This is a genomic window from Nocardioides sp. CCNWLW216 (assembly GCF_037120545.1).
Taxonomy (GTDB): Bacteria; Actinomycetota; Actinomycetes; order Propionibacteriales; family Nocardioidaceae; genus Nocardioides; species Nocardioides lianchengensis.
The window spans coordinates 530490-551691 of record NZ_JBBBBJ010000002.1; the positions used below are offsets into that span (position 1 = coordinate 530490).

Consider the following 21202-nt stretch of genomic DNA (forward strand, 5'->3'; position numbering starts at 1 on the left):
GTGGGGCTAGATGTCGAGCGTGCAGTCGCCAACGACGGCGGTGACGCAGGTCTGGACCTGCTCGTTGGGCTGGCCGAACTCGTCGCCGTTGCGCAGGTCGCGCACCGTGCCGGAGACGAGGGTGACCGTGCAGGTGTGGCAGATGCCCATCCGGCAGCCGTAGGGCATGCCGACGCCGGCCTCCTCACCGGCCTCCAGGACCGTGGTGGCCCCGTCGACCTCGACGCTCTTGTTGGAGTTGCGGAAGGTGAGGGTGCCGCCCTCCCCGCCCTCGCCGCCGAGCTGGAGGGAGAACCGCTCGAGGTGCAGCCGCTCCTCCAGACCCGATCCCTCCCAGTGCTCGGTGATCGCATCGAGCATCGGGCCGGGCCCGCAGGCCCAGGTGTCGCGGTCGGCCCAGTCCTCGCAGAACGCCTCGATCTCGGCGAGGTCGAGCATCCCGTCGGTGTCGGTGTGCAGGCGGTGCACGGTCAGCCCGTCGTGCTGCTCCTCGAGCCGGGTCAGCTCGTCCCGGAAGATCATCCGGTCAGGCGTGGGCGAGGAGTAGTGCAGGACGACGTCGGGCATCGTGCCCCTCCGATCGAGGGTGCGCAGCATGGCCATCACCGGGGTGATCCCGCTCCCGCCGACCAGGAACAGCAGCCTCGGCGGCGGCGGGTCGGGCAGCACGAAGTCGCCCTCGGGGAGGGCCAGTCGGACGATGGTCCCCGGTTCGAGCCCCTTCACGAGATGCGCCGAGAGCAGCCCCTCGGGCATCGCGCGCACGGTGATCGCGATGGTCCGCCCGGAGCGCTTGGGCGGTGAGCTCACGGAGTACGAGCGCCACTGGAACCTGCCGTCGACCTGGACGCCGATGCCGACGTACTGGCCGGGGCGGTGGTCGTAGCGCCACCCCCAGCCCGGCCGGATCACCAGGGTCGCGGCGTCGTCGGTCTCGGGGACGACCTTCTCGACCCGACCGCGCAGCTCGCGGCTGGTCCACAGCGGGTTGAGGAGGCGGAGGTAGTCGTCGGGGTCCAGGGGCGTCGTCAGCTTGGACCCGAGGCCCCGGACGCGGTCCCACGGAACGGTGCTGGCCATCGGGTCAGTGAACACTTGTTCTCTGAATGCGTCAACGCCCCGGACGGGTGAGGCGCGCTGGTGTGCCGCCGTACGCTGGAGCCATGGGTTATGACGTGGAGAAGACCGACGCCGAGTGGCGCGAGCAGCTCTCCCCCGACGAGTACGCCGTGCTGCGCCAGGCCGGCACCGAGCGCGCCTTCACCGGCGAGTACACCGACACCGAGACGACCGGCGTCTACCGCTGCAAGGCCTGCCAGACCAAGCTCTTCGAGTCGGACACCAAGTTCCACTCGGGCTGCGGCTGGCCGAGCTTCTACCAGCCGATCACCGACACGATCGAGTACATCGAGGACGTCTCGCACGGCATGAAGCGGGTGGAGGTCCGGTGCGCCAACTGCGGCTCCCACCTGGGCCACGTGTTCCCCGACGGCTACGGCACGCCCACCGGCGACCGCTACTGCATCAACTCGATCAGCCTGACGCTGGAGCCGGTCGAGTCGAGCTGATCGGGGCCGGTCTCGAAACGCTGGCTGGCGCTCACGAGACAAACGAGCGCCTCGACCGAGGAACCGACTCGTTGGTCGAGTAGCCCCGCGAGGAACGAGCGGGGCGTATCGAGACCTCACGCGTACCAGCCCGACGGGCTGAGCTCAGAGCCCATCCGCGGGACGTACTGGTCGAAGTAGATCCGCGAGATCAGCTCGCGGCGGCTGCGGACGTCGGCCTTGTCGAAGACCGACTTCAGGTGGTCCTGGACGGTGTACGTCGAGACGTGCAGCGTCGCCGCGATCTCCTTGGTGTCGACGCCCTGCAGCACCAGCTGCGTGACGTCCCGCTCGCGCTGGGTGAGGTCGAAGGCGGCGACGACCAGGGCGACGATCTCCGGCGGCCGGGCCTCCTCGATGGTGACGACCACCTCGCCCTCCCGGTCACCGGCGCCGCTCAGCGGTGACGCGTGCACGACCAGCCACATGCCGGACTCGCCGCGCACCCGCGCCCGCGGGGGTACGGCGGACTCGCCCCGGGCGTAGCGGCGGGCCGCGCCCACGACCGCACCCACGACGCTGGTCGGGTCGCACGAGCCGTCGCCGACCCGCAGCCCGCGGATCCGGTCCTCGGCCCCGGCGCTCATCTGCAGGACCCGGTCGTCGGTGCCGACGATGAGCACCACCGGGCCCTGCTGGGCCGGCGGCGAGGTCGTGGCCATCCGCTCCAGCAGTCCGCCGCGGACGCCCCGGGCGAACAGCTTTGACAGGGACGCGAGGTAGGCGACGTCCTCGGCCGCGAAGGCGGTGTCGTCGCTGCCGCGGAAGAGCGCCATCGCGCCCCAGGCCCGTCCGTTCTCGCGGAAGAGCAGGCGCGCCTCGTCGCCGAACCCGAAGTGCGGGACCATGAACGAGCTCATCCGGACCGAGCGCTCGATCTCGCCGTCGTGGGTGAGATGCACGCCGGCCGCGGGCCGCTCGGCCGCGGCGATCTCGTAGAACCCGGTCGGCTCGACCGCGCCGTACTCGATCAGCGCGAACTCCTGGTCGTGGCTGTCGACGTCGCGCAGGCCGCCGTACTTCCGCGCGCTGGTCAGCAGGTGGATCCCCGGGTCGTGGGTGGCCAGGCAGGCGGCCTCCCAGGGGACGGCGCGGCGCACCGACTCGGCGGCCTCCTCCAGGAAGGTCTCCAGGTCCAGGCCGCCACGGGACAGCACCTCGACGTCCTGGCGGACGCGCTCGGCGGTCAGTCCTCGGGGCATGGCAGCAGTGTCGGCGCGACCGGCCCGCCCGCACATCCCAGATTTCTGGGTGGGCTGGACCACCAGGGTCGTCGACGCGGAAGTCCCCGCTGGCCGGGGATGGTCGGGCGCCGCCTCCACGCCGGAGGGTTCTGGCCATGACGACGATCTCCCTCACCGGGCCGGTGGACGACGCCGGGCGGCTGCTCCACGAGGACGACCTCGCCGCCCAGGTCGCGCTCTCGCTGGCTCGCCTCGAGGCGGCACTCGCCGAGCGCGGGTGCCGCCCCGCCGACCTCGCCGCGCTCCGTGTCCTGGCCCTGGACCCGGTCGGGGCCACCGGCGCACTCGACGTGCTCGGCGAGCGTCTCCAGGCGACCGGCGCCGATCCGGCGATCACCGTCGTCGCGCACCGCCTCCCGCTCCCGGGCATGCAGGTGGCCCTCGAGGCCGTGCTCCGGGAGCCCCGTGGTCCAGACCACGCAACCAGGCGCCCGACCCGGGCGTATCTGTCACGCCTCTCCCGCCTCCTCACCCGGAAGCCGAACGAAGGAAGCCCCATGACCGTCACCACCCCCTCCTCCCCCGCCGCCATCCTGCGCGGCGCCTGCGAGGTCCACCTCCCCGGCGACCCCGGGTACGACGTCGCGCGCCGTGCCTGGAACCTCGCCGCCGACCAGCGACCCGCCGCCGTCGCCATCCCCACCTCGGTCGCCGAGGTCGTCTCGGTCGTCCGCGCCGCCGCCGCGGCCGGCCTCCGGGTGGCCCCGCAGAGCACCGGCCACGGCGCCTCGGCGCTGGCCGAGCAGGACCTCTCCGAGGTCGTCGTCGTCCGCCTCTCGTCGTTGACCGGTGTGAGCATCGACGCCGCGGCGCGGACCGCGTCGGTCGTCGGCGGCACGCTGTGGCAGGACGTCGTGGACGCGGCGGCGCCGTACGGCCTGACGGCGCTGCACGGCAGCGCCGCCGACGTCGCCGTCGCCGGCTACGCCCTCTCGGGCGGACTCTCGTTCTACGGACGCACGCACGGCGTCGCGGCCAACTCGGTCCGGGCGGTCGACGTCGTCACTGCGGACGGCGCGCTCGTGCACGCCGACGCCACGGAGCACGCCGACCTCTACTGGGCCGTCCGTGGCGGCGGGGGCAACCTCGGCGTGGTGGTCGGGCTCGAGCTCGACCTGCTCCCCTACGCCGACGTGTACGCCGGCATGCTGCTCTGGGACCGCGAGCGCGCCCCGGAGGTGGTCCGCGCCTGGGCCGCCTGGTCCCGCGAGGCGCCGGAGTCCGCCACGACCAGCCTGCGGGTGCTGAGCTTCCCGCCGCTGCCGGAGCTGCCGCCCTTCCTCAGCGGCCGCGACCTGGTGATCGTCGACGGGGCCGTCCTGGAGGACGACGACCGGGCCGCCGAGGTGCTGGCGCCGCTGCGCGCGCTCGCCCCCGAGATGGACACCTTCGCGCGGATGCCGTCGTCGGCGCTCCTGCAGGTCCACCTGGATCCCCCCGCCCCGACCCCCGCGGTCTCCGACCACCGCGTGCTCGGCGAGCTGACCGACGCCGCGCTCGGCGCGTTCCTGGACCAGGTCGGCCCGGGGACCGCGAGCGGCCTGACGTTCGCCGAGCTGCGGCACCTCGGCGGTGCCTTCGCCCGACCGGTCGAGGGCGGCGGCGCGGTGTCGCACGTGCCCGGCGAGTACGCCCTGTTCTGCGTCGCGGTCGCCCCGTTCCCCGAGGCCGCGGTCGCCGGCCGGGCCGCCGCCCGCGGCGTGGTCGCGGCGATGGCGCCGTGGTCGACGGCCAGCCTGGTGCCGACCTTCGCGGAGAGCCGGGTCGACACGAGCGCGTTCTACGACGGCGAGGACTGGGTGCGTCTGGCGCGGCTGCGCGAGCAGCTCGACCCGACCGGCGTCATGGTCGCCAACCACCCGGTCTGACCCCCTGACCGGCCGGGCCCGGCTGTCCCCCTCCCGGGTCCCGGTCAGGCGTCGACGAGGAGTGCGGTGACCAGCACGACCCCCACGCCGTACTCCTCGTCGGCCCACTCCTGCAGCGAGCCGTCGTCGTACATCACCTCGACGGTGACCTGCCCCTCGCCCACGTAGGCGCCCTGAGCGCCAGGCAGCTGCTCCACCTCGGTGCGGATGCCCTCCAGCTCGCCCGCGGAGTAGACCTTCTCGGGGGTCGGGGTCGCGCTCGGCTCCAGCGGGGCCGGGTCGTAGAGCGGGCCGGGGACGGCGTCGGTGACCTCGAAGGCCGTGCCGTCCCAGGCGCCGGTGACGGAGTAGGTCCCCCAGCGGGTGCCGTCCTGCTCCTCGAACATCTCCTGCCCGTGCGTCGCCCAGTCCCAGTTGGCGATCTCGGGGCCGCCGCACTGCGGCGGGTACGACTCCGCGACCGGGCCGAGGCACAGCTCGGGCGTCCCGGTGTCCATCACCGTCGCCAGGTTGGCGGTGTGGACCGAACCGGCCGGCAGCGGAGCCTCGGACGGCACAGCGGAGGCGTCGCTCGTCGAGCCACCGGAGGCGCCCGGGTCGGCGGCGGTGTCGTCCCCGTCGGAGCCGCAGGCGGTCAGTCCGGTCAGAGCGAGCAGCAGGGCGGCCATGGCCACGAATTTCCTCATGGCCCTGAGACGCTAGCCCGCGCGGCCCGGTTCCGAGACCGGCCTCAGCACCGACTCCACCGCGACCATCCCGGGTCCGTGCTCCTCGTCGAGACGCCGCTGCAGGCGTCCGTCATCGTGGGCGACGGTGATCTCGACCCGCTGGTCGCCGATCCCGGACACGAGCAGCCCCGGGAGCGCCCGGACCTCGCGCAGGAGCCGCCGGAGCTCGCGCGCGCCGTGCTCGGCGCCGGTCACGCACAACGCGCCGCGCCAGAGCTCGCGCAGCTCGGTCTCCGCCGCCGCCGGGTCACCGCTCACCCGGACGTTGACCGTCCAGCCGGAGACGTCCCCGACGCCGGCGGCGAGGTCCTCGTCGGTCTGCTCCGGCGACCGGCCGTCGCGGGTGGAATCGAGCCACGAGTCGGCGTACCCGTCGAGGCGGGAGGCCGCGGCGAACGTCCGGTCGACGGTCGCCTGCGTCGCGCCCTCGTGCACCGGCCAGCCTCCGTCCGGCTCCGGGCAGGGGGTCGTGAACCCCGCGGGCTCGTCGATCTCGGGCTCGCCCACGAGCGTTGCTGCCACGACCTCGGTCGGCGTCATCGTCGCGCCGTCGTAGGTCCCGGTGACCACGAACTCGCCCCACCGCGTGCCGCCGACCTCCTCGAACCGCCCCTCGTGCTCCGTCCAGTCCCAGCCGACCAGCCGGGGCCCACCGCACTGCGGCGGAATCGACTCCAGCACCGAGCCCAGGCAGAGCTCCGCGCCGCCACCGTCGTCCAGCACCGTGAGCGGGTACGCCGTGGTCAGCAGCGGGTCGACCGCACCCTCGGGCTCGCCCCCGGGCGGGTCGGCGTACCGGTCCGAGCCGCAGGCGCACAGTCCGCTCAGGGCGAGCAGCAGGGCGGCCGGGGTCGCGCAGATCCTCATGGGCCTGGGACGGTGGGGCGGGCGGTGGGGTTCCGGCCGCCTGGATGATTCACCGGCCGGCAGGTGAACCTGGCACTGGGAGGCCGAAGTTTCAGCCGCCCAGTGCCGGGGTTGCCCATCAGGAACCGCGACTCGCCGGACCGGCGGTGCGTCAGCCACCGATCGGCGCTGGCAAACGGTGGCCAGCTCACCGCCACGCGGCCCGTCCCCGACCGCCTGGATGATTCACCGGCCGGCAGGTGAAGCCTGCGCTGGGAGGCCAAAGCATCCAGCACCGAGACCCCTCCGGTCAGGGCAGCAGCTGGACCAGGTCGGCGATGGGGGTGAGCGCGCCGGTGTAGAACGGCACCTCCTCGCGGACGTGCCGGCGGGCCTCGGAGCCGCGCAGGTGCCGCATCAGGTCGACGATCCGGTAGAGCTCGTCGGCCTCGAAGGCCAGGATCCACTCGTAGTCGCCGAGCGAGAAGCTGGCCACGGTGTTGGCGCGGACGTCGGCGTAGTCGCGCGCCATCTTGCCGTGGTCGGCGAGCATCCGGCGGCGGTCGGCGTCTTCGAGGAGGTACCACTCGTAGGAGCGGACGAACGGGTAGACGCTGACGTGCCGCTTCGGCTCCTCGTCGCTGAGGAAGGCCGGGACGTGGCTCTTGTTGAACTCCGCCGGCCGGTGCAGCGCCATCTGGGACCAGACGGGGGCGAGCCGGCGGCCGAACGCCGTACGACGGAACCGGTGGTAGGCCGCCTGCAGCTCCTCCGAGGTCGTCGCGTGCACCCAGATCATCACGTCGGCGTCGGCGCGCAGACCGCTCACGTCGTAGGTGCCGCGGACGACGACGTCGGCCTCGGCGAGCTCGGCGTACAGCTTCTCGACCTCGGCCGCCTCAGCAGCGCGGTCGGCGTCCTCCCCCAGCACGGAGTCGAGCCGGAAGACCGACCACATCGTGTAGCGGATGGAGGCGTTGATCTCCTTGACCCGGGCGGCGTTCGACGTCATGGCCCCATTCTGCCCCGCGCCTCCCGCCCGACCGGAGCGGGCACGGATGATCGGGACGTAGGTCCCGGGGATCGGTGACGCTGGTCCGGACAGAGAGGAGGCGGCCGTGATCGCGGAGCTGAACCGGGTCGTCGCGGTGGTCGAGGAGCACCTGACGACGGACCCCGGCGAGCTGGACGTCGCCGTACTCGCCCGGGACCTCGCGACCACCGAGCACCACCTGCGCCGGATGTTCTCGGCCCTGGCCGGGATGCCGCTGTCGGAGTACGTCCGCCGGCGCCGGATGACGGTCGCCGCGGGCGCCGTCGTCGCCGGGCGCGAGGACCTGCTGACGATCGCGGTGCGGCACGGGTACGGCTCGACCGAGGCGTTCGGCCGGGCGTTCCGCTCGGTGCACGGCGCCGGCCCGTCCGACGTACGACGCGACGGCGGCCCCCTCCGCACACAACCGCGGCTCAGGTTCGCCCTGAGCGTCGAAGGGAGCACCCCCATGGACACCCGCATCGTCGAGTCCGACGCGTTCCGGCTGGTCGGCCGGGCCACGCGCGTGCCGCTGGTCCACGCCGGCGTCAACACCGCCATCCAGAGATTCGTCGGCGCCGTCGCGCCCGAGGAGCACCTCCGGCTGAAGGCCCTCTCCGACCGCGAGCCCGCCGGCCTGCTGGCGGTCAGCGACGACCTCGACCCGGACCGGCACGAGGGATCACCGCTGACCTACCTGCACGGCGTCGCCCGCGACGGCGACGTCCCGGACGACCTCGACGTGATCGAGGTCGCCGCCGGGACCTGGGCGGTCTTCCGGAGCAGCGGGTCCTACCCCGCGGCGCTGCAGGAGACCTGGGCCGCGACCGCGACCAGCTGGTTCCCGTCGAACCCGTGGCGGCTGCGTCCCGGGCCGGAGATGGTGGCGGTGCTGGAGCGCGCCGACGACTTCAGCACCGCCACGACCGAGCTGTGGCTGCCCGTGGAGTCCGCTCAGCGCACCCGCACCGTGTAGGCCTTCGCCGCGGAGGCATGCGTCGCGGAGCCCGCGTAGGCCACGGCGACCTTCCACCTCCCCGTCGCCAGCCTCGGGAGGCGGACCGTCGCCCGGCCACGCGTGAGCGTGGCCCGGACCGCCTTGCGGGCCTTGCCGGACGTCAGCTTCAGCGTGACCCGGCCGCTCGCGGCGGCGGGCGTCGCCGACGCGACGGTGACCACCACCTGGCCGCGCTTGCGGCGGGTCGGCTTGGTGGTGACCTTCAGCCGCGGCTTGGCGACGCCCGCCTTGGCGACGCTCAGCGCCCCGGCCGCCGAGGCGGCCAGCAGCCGGTCGTCGCCGGCGTACGACGCCCGCAGCGCGTAGCGGCCCGGGCGCAGGGCGGCCGGCAGCGCGAAGGTCGCGCGACCGCCCGCGACGGGTGCGGTCAGGGCACCGCCCACTCCGGTCAGGGTGACGGTGCCGGTCGCGGTCGCAGGGGTGACCGCGACGGTGACGCGGCTCGCGCGACCGTACGACGTGGCCGGGGCCGAGACGCCGAGCGTGGACGCGGCCTTCGGCTCCTCGTGGGGGGCCGGGGTGGTGTCGACGGTCAGCGGGAGCGCCAGCTTGTTCTTGTCGACCGAACCCCCGGAGGAGTACCAGTACGCGCCCTGGCCGGTCAGCTGCTGGAAGTTCGCGAAGCTGGTCGGGAACGAGCCCCACCAGTCACCGGTGCGGACCTGCTGGACCCCCTGGGCGGGCGCGTCGTACACGACCTCGCGGTAGGCCGGCGTGGCGACCAGGCCCTCGGCCGTCACGTCGACACCGGACAGCGTGGCCAGGGTGACCTGGGTGTCGGGCAGCTGGACCCACTGCGACATGTCGTCCATGTCGGTGCCGTAGCCGCCCAGCGTCGCGGTCACCGTGCCGACGCCGTCCTCGACGGTCAGCGTCGGGTCGCTGACGTAGAAGAACGTGTAGCCGGAGTAGTAGACGACCGTGAAGTCGCCGTCCCAGCTGATGTCGACGGAGTCCGCCTCGGCGTCGAGCGTGCCCGTGCCGTTGTCGATCACGACCTGGTGCTCGGAGAACTTGGTGCTGCTCGAGTACGGCGCGAGGCTCACGCCGTCCTTGTCGGTCTTCGTCCCGGCCCAGGTCGCCGGGGCGTAGCCGCCGTCGGCCCGCAGCTTCTCGATGTGGACGTTGCCCAGCCGGGGCTTCCAGCCAGCGGCCTGGCCGCCTGCCCAGGTGGTGCCCTCGTTGGCGTTCGACAGCAGCTGGGAGGACCCGGGGTTCCCGAGCTTGCCGGCCGAGAACAGGTTGAACGTGCCCGGGGCCGCGCCGCGGTTGTTGGACTCGTGGTTGAAGCCCCAGCGGAACTGCACGCCCGTGACGGAGACCTCCGCGGCCTGGGCCGGCGCGGCGGTGACGGACAGGGCGGCGGTGGCGGCCACCAGCGCGGTGAGCGCGGCGGCCGTACGGGTGGGGCGCATGGATCCTCCGAGGACAGATGAGTTAGGTAAGCCTCACCTTACTAGGAGTCCTGACTGGTCGCGCCCCTGCTGTCGAGTGACGCGAGATGGCTCGCCCGGGGCGTCCTGAGGAGCCATCTCGCGTCGTTCGACGAGGACCCGGGCTACCGGGCGGCCGCCAGCTCAGCCTCGGCCTGCGGGCCGGGGACGACGTGGGTCCGGGCGCGCACGACCGGGACGAAGAGGGCCACGATCGCGGCGAGCGTCGCCGTACCGACCAAGACGGCGAAGCCGTGGGTGTAGCCGGCCTCGACGGGGATCCCGTCGGGGCGGGCGCCGGAGGTGACGACGGTGGCGAGCACGGCGCTGCCGATCGCGCCGCCGACGGTGCGGATGTTGGCGTTCATGCCGCTGGCGACACCGGTCTGCGACTGCGGCACGGCCTCGACGACCAGGTTCGACATCGCGGCGAAGGCCAGGCCGAAGGCGAAGCCGAGGATCGTGGTCTCGACGACGACCTGCCAGACCTGGTCGTGGGCGACGACCAGTCCGAGGGTGCCCAGCGCGGTGAGCGCGGCGCCGACGAACAGCAGCGGCTTGGAGCCGTAGCGGGCGGCCAGCCGACCGGAGAGCAGCCCGGCCAGGAAGGTCGCGACGGTCTGGGGCAGCAGGAGCAGGCCGGACTCGGTGACCGACGCACCGAAGCCGTAGCCGGCCGCCTCGGGCACCTGGAGGAAGGCGGGCAGGAAGGCGAACATGCTGTACATCCCCATGCCGAAGAGCAGGGCGACCAGGTTGACGGTCCACACCGTGGGGATCCGCATCATCTTCATGTCCACGAGCGGATCGGCGCTGCGGGCCTCGGCCAGCACCCAGACCGGCAGCAGCACCGCGGCGGCCACGAACAGGGCGACGACCTCGACCGAGCCCCAGCCCCAGCTGTGGCCCTGGCTGACGCCGAGCAGCAGCGCGACCAGCCAGGCCGAGAGCAGCAGCGCCGAGCCGACGTTGATGCGACCCGGGGTGCGCTCCGGCGACTCCGGCACGAGTACGGCGGCCGCGACCGCGGCGAGCACGGTGATGATCATGGGCAGCCAGAAGAGCCAGTGGTAGCTCAGCGCGTCGACCAGCGGGCCGGCGAGGACCAGGCCGATGCCACCGCCGACGGCGAGCAGCGCGCCGGAGACGCCGACCGCGCCCGCGACCTTCTCGCGCGGGAACTCGTCGCGGATGATCCCGAAGGTCAGCGGCAGCACGCCGCCGCCGATCCCTTGCACCGCGCGGGCGGCGATCAGCACCCCGATGGACGGCGCGAGCGCGGCGACCAGGGAGCCGACCGCGAGGGCGGACAGCGCGAAGACGAGCATCTTCTCCTTGCCGACCTTGTCGCCGACCCGGCCGATGATCGGGGTGAAGACCGAGGCGGAGAGCAGGTACGCCGTGAGCACCCAGGTCGCGGTCGCCTGGTCGGTCTCGAGCTCGCGCGCGATGGTCGGCAGCACCGGGTTCACCATCGACTGGAGCAGCGAGAACGACGCCACTCCCAGCAGCAGCACCACGAAGGTGATCCGGTAGTCGGTCCGTCGATCCAAGGCAGAGGTCACGGACCGTTGCAACCGTCAACCATCAGGGGGCATTCCCCGGTCAGCCGGTGATCTGCGCCACCGCGGCCCGGGCCGAGCCGATCACGGCCGGGATCCCCACCCCGTCGTACGACGCCCCGCACACGGCCAGGCCGGGGACGGAGGCCACCGCCGCGCGGGCCCGCGCGATCCGGTCGAGGTGCCCGAGGGCGTACTGCGGCAGCCCACCGCCCCACCGCTGCACGTGCACGTCGACGGGCACGGCCCGCAGGCCGGTGGCGTCGGCCAGGTCGGCGAGCGACCACGCGACCAGCTCCTCGTCACTCGCCTGGAGCGCGACCTCCTCGCCGTGCCGCCCGAGCGAGGTCCGCAGGAACAGCAGTCCGGCCTCGCGCCCGGCCTCGCGCACCCAGGCCCACTTGGCGAAGGAGAAGGTCGACGCCTTGATCCGGCGCCCCTCGACCGGCGGCACCAGGAAGCCGGACGAGCCGAGGTCGTCCAGATGTCCCGCGTCGGCGACCCGGAACGCGAAGGTGACCACCACCATCGACGCCGCCTCGATCGCGGCCAGCTCGGTCGCCGCAACCGGCGCCACGTCCGCCAGCAGCCGGGCGCTCGGCGCGGCCGGCGTCGCGAGCACGACCGCGCCGGCCTCGACGGCGACCGGGTCGGTCGTCGGACCGGTGACCAGCCGGAAACCGGTGGGTGTCCGCTCCAGGGCCCGCACGGTCACGCCGGTGCGGACGTCCAGTCCGGCCGCCACCGCCTCCGGCAGCGACCCCATCCCGCCGGGCAGGCCCGCGAAGACCGGCCCGTCGTACGACGGCGGCAGGGCCGCGGCCCGCTCGAGCACGGACCCGCGACGGGCCAGCGCGAGCAGCTGCGGCACGGCCGCGCGGGCCGAGATCCGGCGGGCCTGGCCGGCGTACACGCCGCCGAGCAGGGGCTCCACGAGCCGGTCGGTGACCTCGGGCCCGAACCGTCGGTCGACCAGGTCGCCGACCGTCAGGTCCTCGTCGAACGCCGCCGCGGGCTCCGGGGGCAGCGACGGCTCCTGCCGGACCCGGGCCAGTCCCTCGGGGCTGAGCACCTCGGAGGCGGCCAGCGCGTCGAGGTCGAGCGGAACGCCCATCAGCGAGCGCGGGAGCGGGCGAAGCACACCCCGCGACCAGATCCGCGAGGAGACGACCGCCGGGTGCTCGACGGCCAGCCCGACCGCCCGGGCCAGGTCGACGCCCTCGGAGCGGCGGTGCAGCATCGCCTCCGCACCGACGTCGACCGTGACGCCGGCGACCGGCTCGCGGCGGAGCTTCCCACCGACGCGGTCGGTGGCTTCCAGCACGACGACCTCGTGGCCCGCGGCCACCAGGTCGCGGGCGGCGGTGAGGCCGGCGATGCCGGCCCCGACGACGACGGTGCGAGGGCTCACGCCCCGAGGCTATGCCCCGGGGTCAGGCGGTGTCGGAGAGCCGCCCGAAGCCGCTGCGGTGGAAGACCAGCGGCAGCGAGGTGTCGGCGTGCTCGACCGCGTGCAGCTCCAGCAGCACGATCGTGTGGTCGCCGGCCTCGACCTCGCGGTAGATCGTGCAGTCGAAGCGGGCCAGCCCCTCGTCGAGGGTGACCGCGCCCTCCCCGCTCACGCTGACCGGTACGCCGTCGAAGCGCTGCGCGACCGGTCCGGCGAGCTGGCGGCAGAGCGGGCCGTGGTGGTCGGCCAGGATCGTCACGCCGAGGTGGCTGGCCCGGCGCAGGTCGGGCCAGGTCTTGGAGCTGTTGGCGATCGAGAACGACACCAGCGGCGGCTCCAGGCTCACCGAGGTGAAGGAGCTGGCGGCGAGCCCGGTCAGGGCGCCGTCGACCTCGGCCGCGACCGCCACCACCCCGCTCGGGAAGATCCCGAAGGCCTCCCGCAACCGGGTGGGGTCGAGGTCCTGGTTGGTGGTGAGCTCGTGGGCGACGGCCGTGCCGGGGCGACTCACGACGCGGCCGCCTTCCGTGCCGGGGCACCGAACGGCACCGAGGCGGTGGCGCCGGTCGTGGGCGCGGGGTGCTCCCAGAGGCCGCGGCGGGCCAGCTCGGGCAGCACGCCCTCGCCGAACCAGTAGGACTCCTCGAGGTGGGGGTAGCCCGAGAGCACGAACTCCTCGATGCCGACCTCGGCGTACTGCTCGACGAGGTCGGCGATCTCGGCGTGACTGCCGACCATGGCCGTGCCCGCGCCCCCGCGGACCAGGCCGACCCCGGCCCAGAGGTTGGGGTGGATCTCGAGGCCGTCCTTGCTGCCCTGGTTGAGGTCGAGCATCCGACGCTGGCCCTCGGACTCCGAGCGCTTCAGACCGGCCTGGACACGGGCGATGTCCTCCTCCGAGATGTTCTCGAGCAGCCGGTCGGCCTCGGCCCAGGCGGCCGCGGAGGTGTCGCGGGCGATGGTGTGCAGCCGGATGCCGAAGCGCAGCTCGCGGCCCTGCTCGGCCGCCTTCTCGCGGACCCGGGCGATCTTCTCGGCGACGGCGGCCGGCGGCTCGCCCCAGGTGAGGTAGACGTCGGCGTGCTTGGCCGCGACGTCCAGCGCGGCCGGCGACGAGCCGCCGAAGTAGATGAGCGGCAGCGGGTCCGGGATCTGGCTGAGGACGGCGTCCTCGACCCGGAAGTGCTCGCCCTCGAAGTCGACGGTGTCGCCGGTCCAGAGTCGGCGCACGACCTCGAGGAACTCGTCGCAGCGCGCGTAGCGGCCGTCCTTGTCGAGGAAGTCGCCGAACATCCGCTGCTCGTGGCTCTCCCCGCCGGTGACGACGTTGAGCAGCAGCCGGCCACCGGAGAGGTTCTGGAAGCTGCCCGCCATCTGGGCCGCGAGGTACGGCGCCGTCAGCCCGGGGCGGAAGGCCACCAGGAACTTCAGCCGCTCGGAGAGCGAGCTGAGCATCGCCGTCGAGATCCAGGCGTCCTCGCACCACGCGCCGGTCGGGGTCAGCGCGGCCTCGAAGCCCAGCTGCTCGGCACTGCGGGCGATCTGGCCGAGGTAGGCCACCGAGGCCGGCCGGCCCGAGCCGATCACGTCGGCCCCGTGGCCGCCGCCGACGACGTTGCGTCCGTCGCCGCCGTTGGTGGGGAGGAACCAGTGGAACTTCAGGTGGCTCATACGTTTCTTCCTTCCGGTGGTCGAGTAGCCCGTGAGGAACGAGCGGGCGTATCGAGACTCAGAGCTGGCCGTGGTTGGGCGGGAGGGTCCCGTCCACGGCGTACCGGCCGAGGTGCTGGACCTTCCAGGCAGCCGGGTCGTGCAGGGTGTGGGTGCGGGCGTTGCGCCAGTGCCGGTCGAGGTTGAGCGACGCCAGCGCGGAACGGGTGCCGGCGACCTCGAAGAGCCGACTGCTCACCCCGACGGCGGCCCGGGCCCCGGCGGCACGCGCGGCGGCCACGGCGAGGCTGGCCTCGCCCGCGCTCTCGGGCCCCAGGTCGCGGTCGGCGTCCTCGACGGCCAGCCCGGCCTCGGCGAGCAGCGCCTCCGCCGCGCGCACCTCCAGCTCCATCTCGCCGAAGGCCTGGACGACGAGCGGGTCGTCGGCGGCCCGGTCGACCCCGGCGTCGGGGTAGGGCCGGCTGCGGGTGCTCACGAAGTGTGCGGCCTCGCTGAGCGCGGCCCGGGCGATGCCGGCGTCGATCGCGGCGTGCAGCAGCTGGGCGAAGGCGCCGAAGGTCTGCGGCCCCTCGAAGGTCAGGTGGTACGGCGTGATCCGCGACGCGTGGACGCTCACGCCCTCGAGGCGGACCGTGCCGCTCGCGGTCGTGCGCTGGCCGAGCCCGTCCCAGTCGTCGAGGACGCTCACGCCGTCGGCGTGGCGGTCGACCCAGGCCACGTGCATCGGTCCGTCCTCCCCGAGGTGCGCGAGCACCGGAATCCAGTCGGCGAAGAGAGCGCCGGTGCTGTACCCCTTGACCCCGTCGAGCACCCAGCGGTCCTCGCCGGCCGGGCGCAGGGTGGTGCGGAAGTCGCGGACGTGCTTCGTCCCGGTCTCGGACTGGGCGTTGCCGAGGCGGCGGCCGGCCAGCACCTCGCCGAGGAAGAAGGCCTGCTGGGCGCTGGTGCCCTGGTGGCGCAGCACCCCGACGTAGACGAAGTGGCTCTGCGGGATCTGGGCCACGCTGGGGTCGCCGACCGCCAGCAGGCGCATCACCTGGGCCACCGTGCCCGCGCCGAGCCCGGCACCGCCGTACTCCTGGGGGACGGTGATCGCGAGCAGGCCGGAGCGCGACAGGACGTCGAGCTCCTCCGCGGGCAGCAGGCGGTGGGCGTCGCGCTCCGCGGCGTCGACGGCCAGCGCGGCACCGAGCCGCGCCGCCTCCTCGACCGCCCGTTCGGCGTCGAGGACGGGGACGGTGCCGGGGGTGACCAGCGTCGTCATCCCACCCGCTCCAGCTCGGCGGCCTCGAGCTCGCGGACGATCGGGAGGACGTGGGTGCCGAAGTACTCGACGTCCTCCAGGTAGTGCAGGAAGCCGCAGAGGATGAGGTGCACGCCGCGCCGCTTGTACTCGAGCATCCGCTCGGCGATCTGCTCGGGCGTGCCGACCAGGCCGGTGCGGAAGCCGTCGTTGTACTGGACGAGGTCGGCGAACTCGGAGTCCTGCCACATGCCCTTCTTGTCCCCGGTCGCCTGCCCGGCCTGCTTGACGGCCGAGCCGAAGCCCTCGACGGCCTCACGATCGGCCTTGTCGATGATCTCGCGCAGCACGTCGCGGGCCTCGGCCTCGGTGTCGCGGGCCACGACGAAGCCGTTCACGCCGAAGCGGACCGACCGGCCGTGGACCTGGGCGACCTCGCCGACATCGCTGACCTGCTCGGAGATCCCCTCGGGGGTGTTGCCGTTCATGAAGTACCAGTCGGCGACCCGGCCACCCATCCCGCGGGCGTCGGTGGAGTTGCCGCCCATGAAGATCTCGGGGTGCGGGCGACCCTCGGCCGCGACCGGCTTCGGCTTCAGGTCGAAGTCGTGGAGCCGGTAGAAGTCGCCGGAGTACTCGGCCTGCTCGGAGGTCCAGATCTCGCGCAGGTAGCGGATGAACTCCTCGGAGCGGCGGTAGCGCTCCCCGTGCTCGAGCCACGGCTCGCCCAGCTTGGTGAACTCGTCCTTGAACCAGCCGCTGACGACGTTGACGGCCATCCGGCCCCCGGTCATCACGTCGGCGCTGGCGACCAGCTTGGCGAGCACCCCGGGCTGCCACAGACCGGGGTGGACGGCGGCGATCACCTTCAGCCGCTCGGTCGCCAACGCGATGGCGAGGCTGATGCTGGTGGACTCGTGCTGGTAGGCCGCGCCGTACGACGCGATGTAGCGCACCTGCGACAGGGCGTACTCGAACCCGTTCACCTCGGCGAGCTGGGCCAGCCGCTTGTTGTAGTCGTAGCCCCAGTCGGTGCGCTGCTCGATCTTGCTGACGACGAGCCCGCCACTGACGTTGGGCACCCAGTACGCGAACTTCAGGGGCTCACGGACCGGTTCGTTCGCTGCGTTCATCGGGGCGACTCCTCCACTTGACCTCTTATGTTCATAACCTTGATGGACATTGACGCCCGATGCAAGGCAAGGCGGCTCACGGCGCGGCAGAGCGTGGCGACGGGGTGATCGGCGAAACCGATCACCCCGCTGCCCTTCAGTCCCGAGCGGCCGGATCGTGTCGTCGTCGGGCGTGCAGGCCGCGCCACCAGGCCTCGGGACCGTCGACCCAGACGTCGAGCGCGACACCGACCTCGAGACCCAGGTCGAGGGCGACCCGACGAGCCGCACCGGCCGAGGCCGTCAGCTCGGGGTCGCGATCCCCGCCGAGCAGGCCGACCGCCCGCTCGACGAGCGCCTCAGCGACCGCGAGGCGGCCACGCAGCTCGGACGACGCGGCGAGCACGGCGTGCCGGCGGTCCGGAAGGTCCCGGACGCCCGCCGCGGCCGTCGCGAGCGCACCATCGACGAGGCCGAGGTAGAGGTGGGCGAAGAGCAGCTGCACGAGCGGGAAGAGTCGCTCGGGCTCCTCGTCGGACGCGCCCACCCCTACCCGCACCCCGTCGACCAGGGCGTCCCCGACCTCCGCGCGACCCGCCTCGCCCGGTGCACCGAGGAAGTGGATCCCGGCCTGGTCGGTGGGGACGACCGTGGCGACCCGCCGTCCACTGCCGTCGACGACGCCGACCAGCACGGCCCGGTCGCTGGCGCAGCCACCCGCGGGGAACGAGGCGGCACCCAGGAGCACCAGGTCGTCGCCGACCTCACGGGCCCGCAGGCCGACCGCGCGCGGGTCGAGGGCGCCCGTGACGAGCAGGGCCTCCTGCGTCAGGCGGGCGAGGGTGGCCGCATCCCGGGTCGCCGCCCACAGGTAGTGGTAGCCGAGCAGCTGCGCGACCACGCTGTCGGCGGCCGCGACGGCCCGGACGACCCGGAGCGCGGTCGACCAGGTCTGCCCGCCGCCGCCGTACTCCTCGGGCCCGAGCAGTCCGACCAGGCCCGAGTCCTTCAGCAGCCGCACCTCGGCGTCCGGCGCGGGTGCGACCTGGTCACACCCGATCGCGCCGACGGCGAGCTGGGTGGCGACGGCGCACGCGCGCGCGACCCACCCCTCGCCGGTGACGGGCGCGGTCGAGACGGACAGGTCCGGCACGTGCCGGGCCGACTGGGTGGTCATGGCCGACCCCTCCTGGTGGTGGAGCAGTAGAATCCTGAACTTCACATACTTTCTAAACTAATTTACTAGACTTAACGCAGAGAGCAAGAGGCAGTCCGTGCGCATCGAGCAGCTCGAGTACATCGCCGCCGTCACCCAGTACGGCTCGCTCCGCAAGGCGAGCGAGAGCCTCCACGTCTCCCAGCCCGCCCTCAGCGAGGCGGTCTCCAAGCTGGAGCGCGAGCTCGGCGTGATCCTGCTCGACCGACGCCGCTCCGGAGCCCGGATCAGCCGCCGCGGCCGCGAGCTGCTGCAGAACATGGTCGAGGTCCTGGAGGCCGTCGACCGGCTGCGCACCGCCGCAGGCGACCAGGCCGCCGGCCACCACGTGGTCCGGGTCGGCACGGTGAGCGCGGCGACCTCGACCGTGCTGGTCCCCGCGGTCCGCGACTTCCGGGCCGCCCACCCCGGCCGCACCGCCGAGGTCCTCAACATCCAGCAGGGCGAGATCGACCAGGGGCTGCGGGAGGGGGCCCTCGACCTCGGCCTGGTCAACGTGCTCGCCGGCGACGACACCCCACCCGACCTGGTCGACCTCGGCCTGGTGCACGGACGCCCGGTGGCGGTGCTGCCGGCCGGCCACCCGCTGGCGGCGTACGAGGAGGTGACGACCGAGCAGCTGCGCGCCGAGCCTTTCGTGGCGATGCGGGCCGGCTACCTCATGCACCGCTTCGCGCACCGGCTCTTCGGCGTCGACATGCCCGAGATCTCCTACACGACCGACGGGGCCGAGCTCGGCAAGACCATGGTCGCCGAGGGCCTCGGGGTCACCGTGCTCCCCCACTACAGCGTCGCCGGCGATCCCCTGGAGCGGGCCGGCCTGATCACCCATCGTCCGCTGCGACACGACAGCACCGCCGTGACGCTCGTGCTGCGGCAGCGCCGCCAGCAGCACGTCCCGCAGCCGGTGCGCGACCTGGCCGCCGCCCTGGTCGCCCGGGCCCGCACGCAGGAGGGAACCACCTCTCGCCCGGTGGCGTCCGAGACCGCATGAGACGCACCCTCGCCGCCGTCGCCGCCACCGCGCTCCTCGCCCTCACCGCCTGCTCGTCCTCGGACGGCGACGGGGGCGGCGACTCGGCCGGCGCGAGCGCCCAGTACGACGAGTCGACCTCCGAGGCGCCGGCCGAGCCCGAGGCCCTGACGGCGTACGACGAGGACAGCGCCGCCGACCCGGCGCGCGCGGACGTCGTGTCGCAGACCGCCCCCGACGCCGAGGCGCGCTCGGTGATCTCGACCGGCGACGTCGCGCTCCGCAGCAAGGACGTCGCCCAGGCCGTCCTCGACGTCCGCCGGGTGGTCGACACGGTGGCGGGCCGGGTCGAGACCGACCAGGCCGAGACCGACCGGAAGGGCGCGCTGGTGCGGTCGCAGATGGTGCTCCGCGTGCCCTCGGCCCGCTTCGACGAGGCGATGCAAGCGCTGAAGGGGACCGCCACCCTGGTCTCGTCCGGCGCCGACAGCAAGGACGTCACGACCGAGGTCCTCGACGTGGACGTCCGGGTCCGGGTCCAGCGCCGCAGCATCGAGCGGATCGCCCTCCTGCTGGACCGGGCCGAGAGCATCCGCGACATCGTGAGCATCGAGGCCCAGCTCTCCCAGCGCCAGGCCGACCTCGCCGCTCTGGAGCGGAAGCAGACGGTGCTGGCCTCGCAGACCTCGATGTCGACGATCTCCGTCTCGGTCGAGCGCACCGAGAAGAAGCCGGCCGCGGACGAGAAGGAGCAGGACGAGGCCGGCTTCCTCACCGGGCTCGACGCCGGCTGGGACGCGCTGAGGACGTTCGGCGTCGGCTTCGCCACCTTTTTCGGCGCAGTGCTGCCGTGGACCCTGGTGCTGCTCGTCCTCGCCGTACCCGGTGTCGCGCTGCTGCGCTGGCTGCGCCGCCGCCCGGCCGCACCGCCGACCGCGCCCGCGGCCTAGGCCGATCGGCCCGGTCGGGCCGATGAGAGTTTCATCGGCTGGCCGACGAAACTCCTCCCTGGACGATGAACCTTTGTCGTCCCGGCATGAGGTCTGTCGGCCAGCCGATGAAACTCTCTGGCGCCGACCCGCTCAGCCCTCGTAGGTCTGCACGAACTCCGTCAGCCGCGCGAGCTGGTCGGGGTCGGTGGACGGGATCACGCCGTGCCCGAGGTTGAAGATGTGCCCCTTCGCCGCGCGGCCGGCCTCGATGACCTCGGCGGCGCGGGCGGTCATCACCTCGGTCGGGGCGAAGACCAGGGTCGGGTCGAGGTTGCCCTGCACGCCGCGATCGCCGACCTGCGGGATCGCGGAGGCCAGCGGGGTGCGCCAGTCGACGCCCACGACGTCGGCGCCCGCCTCGCCCATCAGGCCGAGCAGGTTGCTGGTGCCGACCCCGAAGTGGATGCGCGGGACGCCCAGCGCGCCGGCCCGCTCCAGCACCCGGGCGGAGTGCGGCATCACGTGCTCGCGGTAGTCGCCGGGCGTCAGCGCCCCGGCCCACGAGTCGAAGAGCTGGACGGCGGAGGCGCCGGCCGCGACCTGGACCTCGAGGTACGTCGCCGCGATGCCGGCGATCTTGCGCATCAGCGCGTCCCACACGTCGGGGGCGCCAAACATCATCGCCTTGGTCTTGGCGTGCTCCTTGGACGGCCCGCCCTCGACGAGGTACGACGCCACGGTGAACGGCGCGCCCGCGAAGCCGATGAGCGGCGTGCCGCCGAGCTCGCCCACCAGGCCGCGGACCGCCTCGGTGATGAACGGGACGTGCTCGGGCGTGAGGTCCGGGATCGCCTCGACGTCGGCCAGGGTGCGCACCGGGTCGGCCACGACCGGGCCGATGCCGGGCTTGATGTCGAGGTCGACGCCGACCGCCTTCAGCGGCAGCACGATGTCGGAGAAGAAGATGGCGGCGTCGACGCCGTAGCGCCGCACGGGCTGCATCGTGATCTCCACGACGAGCGACGGGTCCATGCAGGACTCGAGCATCCCGACGCCCTCGCGGAGCTTGAGGTACTCGGGCAGCGAGCGGCCCGCCTGGCGCATGAACCAGACCGGCGTGTGGGGCACCGGCTCCCCCCGGGCCGCCTTCAGGAAGGCGCTCGCGGCGAGGTCGGGGTGGGGCTGATCGGTGCTCACGACCGCAAGGGTGACACCTGTCCCGGCGTGTTCGCACATCGGTTCGAGCGAGGCGGACCTACTGTGGAG

19 protein-coding genes are annotated in these 21202 nt (G+C 73.3%); 5 read left to right on the forward strand and 14 right to left on the reverse strand.

Features of this window, described 5'->3' with window-relative positions; translation table 11 throughout:
* Positions 1–6: 6 nt before the first annotated feature.
* Positions 7–1080, reverse strand: a complete 1074-nt coding sequence (locus V7S47_RS07040) for a ferredoxin reductase (RefSeq protein WP_336560903.1) — start codon at positions 1078–1080, stop codon at positions 7–9.
* Positions 1081–1163: 83 nt separating this feature from the next.
* On the opposite strand from V7S47_RS07040, the gene msrB reads away from it, so the two are divergent.
* Positions 1164–1568: a peptide-methionine (R)-S-oxide reductase MsrB gene (msrB, locus tag V7S47_RS07045; RefSeq protein WP_336560904.1), complete on the forward strand. Its 405-nt coding sequence runs from the start codon at positions 1164–1166 to the stop codon at positions 1566–1568.
* Between the two features lie 116 nt (positions 1569–1684).
* Here msrB and V7S47_RS07050 read toward each other — a convergent pair whose 3' ends face one another.
* Positions 1685–2809, reverse strand: a complete 1125-nt coding sequence (locus V7S47_RS07050; RefSeq protein ID WP_336560905.1) for a response regulator transcription factor — start codon at positions 2807–2809, stop codon at positions 1685–1687.
* 137 nt (positions 2810–2946) lie between these two features.
* Between V7S47_RS07050 and V7S47_RS07055 the strand changes: the two genes are divergently transcribed.
* Entirely contained in the window at positions 2947–4719 is a 1773-nt protein-coding gene (locus tag V7S47_RS07055; protein WP_336560906.1) for an FAD-binding protein, read from the forward strand.
* A 44-nt stretch (positions 4720–4763) separates the two neighbouring features.
* On the opposite strand, the gene V7S47_RS07060 is transcribed toward V7S47_RS07055, so the two are convergent.
* The 3 genes from V7S47_RS07060 to hemQ all read right to left on the reverse strand — a co-directional run bounded on the left by V7S47_RS07060 (position 4764) and on the right by hemQ (position 7305).
* Positions 4764–5405 carry a hypothetical protein gene (locus tag V7S47_RS07060; RefSeq protein ID WP_336560907.1) on the reverse strand — a complete coding sequence of 214 codons (642 nt, stop codon included), beginning with the start codon at positions 5403–5405 and terminating at the stop codon, positions 4764–4766.
* Positions 5406–5417: 12 nt separating this feature from the next.
* Entirely contained in the window at positions 5418–6314 is an 897-nt protein-coding gene (locus V7S47_RS07065; protein WP_336560908.1) for a hypothetical protein, read from the reverse strand.
* 289 nt (positions 6315–6603) lie between these two features.
* Positions 6604–7305, reverse strand: a complete 702-nt coding sequence (gene hemQ / locus V7S47_RS07070; RefSeq protein WP_336560909.1) for a hydrogen peroxide-dependent heme synthase — start codon at positions 7303–7305, stop codon at positions 6604–6606.
* A gap of 106 nt (positions 7306–7411) precedes the next feature.
* Between hemQ and V7S47_RS07075 the strand changes: the two genes are divergently transcribed.
* Entirely contained in the window at positions 7412–8302 is an 891-nt protein-coding gene (locus V7S47_RS07075; RefSeq protein ID WP_336560910.1) for an AraC family transcriptional regulator, read from the forward strand.
* Here the strand turns inward: V7S47_RS07075 and V7S47_RS07080 are convergent.
* From V7S47_RS07080 to V7S47_RS07115, 8 genes are all read right to left on the reverse strand, one after another.
* Positions 8281–9759 (reverse strand): Ig-like domain repeat protein, encoded by a 1479-nt coding sequence (locus V7S47_RS07080; RefSeq protein WP_336560911.1) that lies wholly within the window; start codon positions 9757–9759, stop codon positions 8281–8283. The genes V7S47_RS07075 and V7S47_RS07080 overlap by 22 nt on opposite strands.
* Positions 9760–9902: 143 nt before the next feature.
* Entirely contained in the window at positions 9903–11342 is a 1440-nt protein-coding gene (locus V7S47_RS07085; RefSeq protein ID WP_336560912.1) for an MFS transporter, read from the reverse strand.
* 40 nt (positions 11343–11382) lie between these two features.
* A complete protein-coding gene (gene hemG, locus V7S47_RS07090) occupies positions 11383–12750 on the reverse strand; it encodes a protoporphyrinogen oxidase (protein WP_336560913.1) in 1368 nt (455 codons plus the stop codon).
* A 22-nt stretch (positions 12751–12772) separates the two neighbouring features.
* A complete protein-coding gene (locus tag V7S47_RS07095) occupies positions 12773–13300 on the reverse strand; it encodes a flavin reductase family protein (RefSeq protein WP_336560914.1) in 528 nt (175 codons plus the stop codon).
* Positions 13297–14460 carry an LLM class flavin-dependent oxidoreductase gene (locus V7S47_RS07100; RefSeq protein WP_336560915.1) on the reverse strand — a complete coding sequence of 388 codons (1164 nt, stop codon included), beginning with the start codon at positions 14458–14460 and terminating at the stop codon, positions 13297–13299. The genes V7S47_RS07095 and V7S47_RS07100 overlap by 4 nt, the downstream gene beginning before the upstream one ends.
* A gap of 58 nt (positions 14461–14518) precedes the next feature.
* Positions 14519–15724 carry an SfnB family sulfur acquisition oxidoreductase gene (locus V7S47_RS07105; RefSeq protein ID WP_336560916.1) on the reverse strand — a complete coding sequence of 402 codons (1206 nt, stop codon included), beginning with the start codon at positions 15722–15724 and terminating at the stop codon, positions 14519–14521.
* Positions 15721–16836 carry a dimethylsulfone monooxygenase SfnG gene (sfnG, locus tag V7S47_RS07110; RefSeq protein ID WP_336560917.1) on the reverse strand — a complete coding sequence of 372 codons (1116 nt, stop codon included), beginning with the start codon at positions 16834–16836 and terminating at the stop codon, positions 15721–15723. Before sfnG ends, V7S47_RS07105 begins: the two co-directional genes overlap by 4 nt.
* A gap of 136 nt (positions 16837–16972) precedes the next feature.
* Positions 16973–17992, reverse strand: coding sequence for an acyl-CoA dehydrogenase family protein (locus tag V7S47_RS07115; RefSeq protein ID WP_336560918.1), 1020 nt, complete (start codon positions 17990–17992; stop codon positions 16973–16975).
* A 97-nt stretch (positions 17993–18089) separates the two neighbouring features.
* On the opposite strand from V7S47_RS07115, the gene V7S47_RS07120 reads away from it, so the two are divergent.
* Both V7S47_RS07120 and V7S47_RS07125 read left to right on the forward strand, forming a co-directional pair.
* The gene (locus V7S47_RS07120) at positions 18090–19025 is read left to right on the forward strand and encodes a LysR family transcriptional regulator (protein WP_336560919.1); all 936 of its coding nucleotides are present in this window, start codon (positions 18090–18092) and stop codon (positions 19023–19025) included.
* The gene (locus V7S47_RS07125; RefSeq protein WP_336560920.1) at positions 19022–19954 is read left to right on the forward strand and encodes a DUF4349 domain-containing protein; all 933 of its coding nucleotides are present in this window, start codon (positions 19022–19024) and stop codon (positions 19952–19954) included. The genes V7S47_RS07120 and V7S47_RS07125 overlap by 4 nt, the downstream gene beginning before the upstream one ends.
* Positions 19955–20086: 132 nt before the next feature.
* Here the strand turns inward: V7S47_RS07125 and hemE are convergent, their stop codons facing one another.
* The gene (gene hemE, locus V7S47_RS07130) at positions 20087–21172 is read right to left on the reverse strand and encodes a uroporphyrinogen decarboxylase (protein WP_442945332.1); all 1086 of its coding nucleotides are present in this window, start codon (positions 21170–21172) and stop codon (positions 20087–20089) included.
* Positions 21173–21202 lie beyond the last annotated feature (30 nt).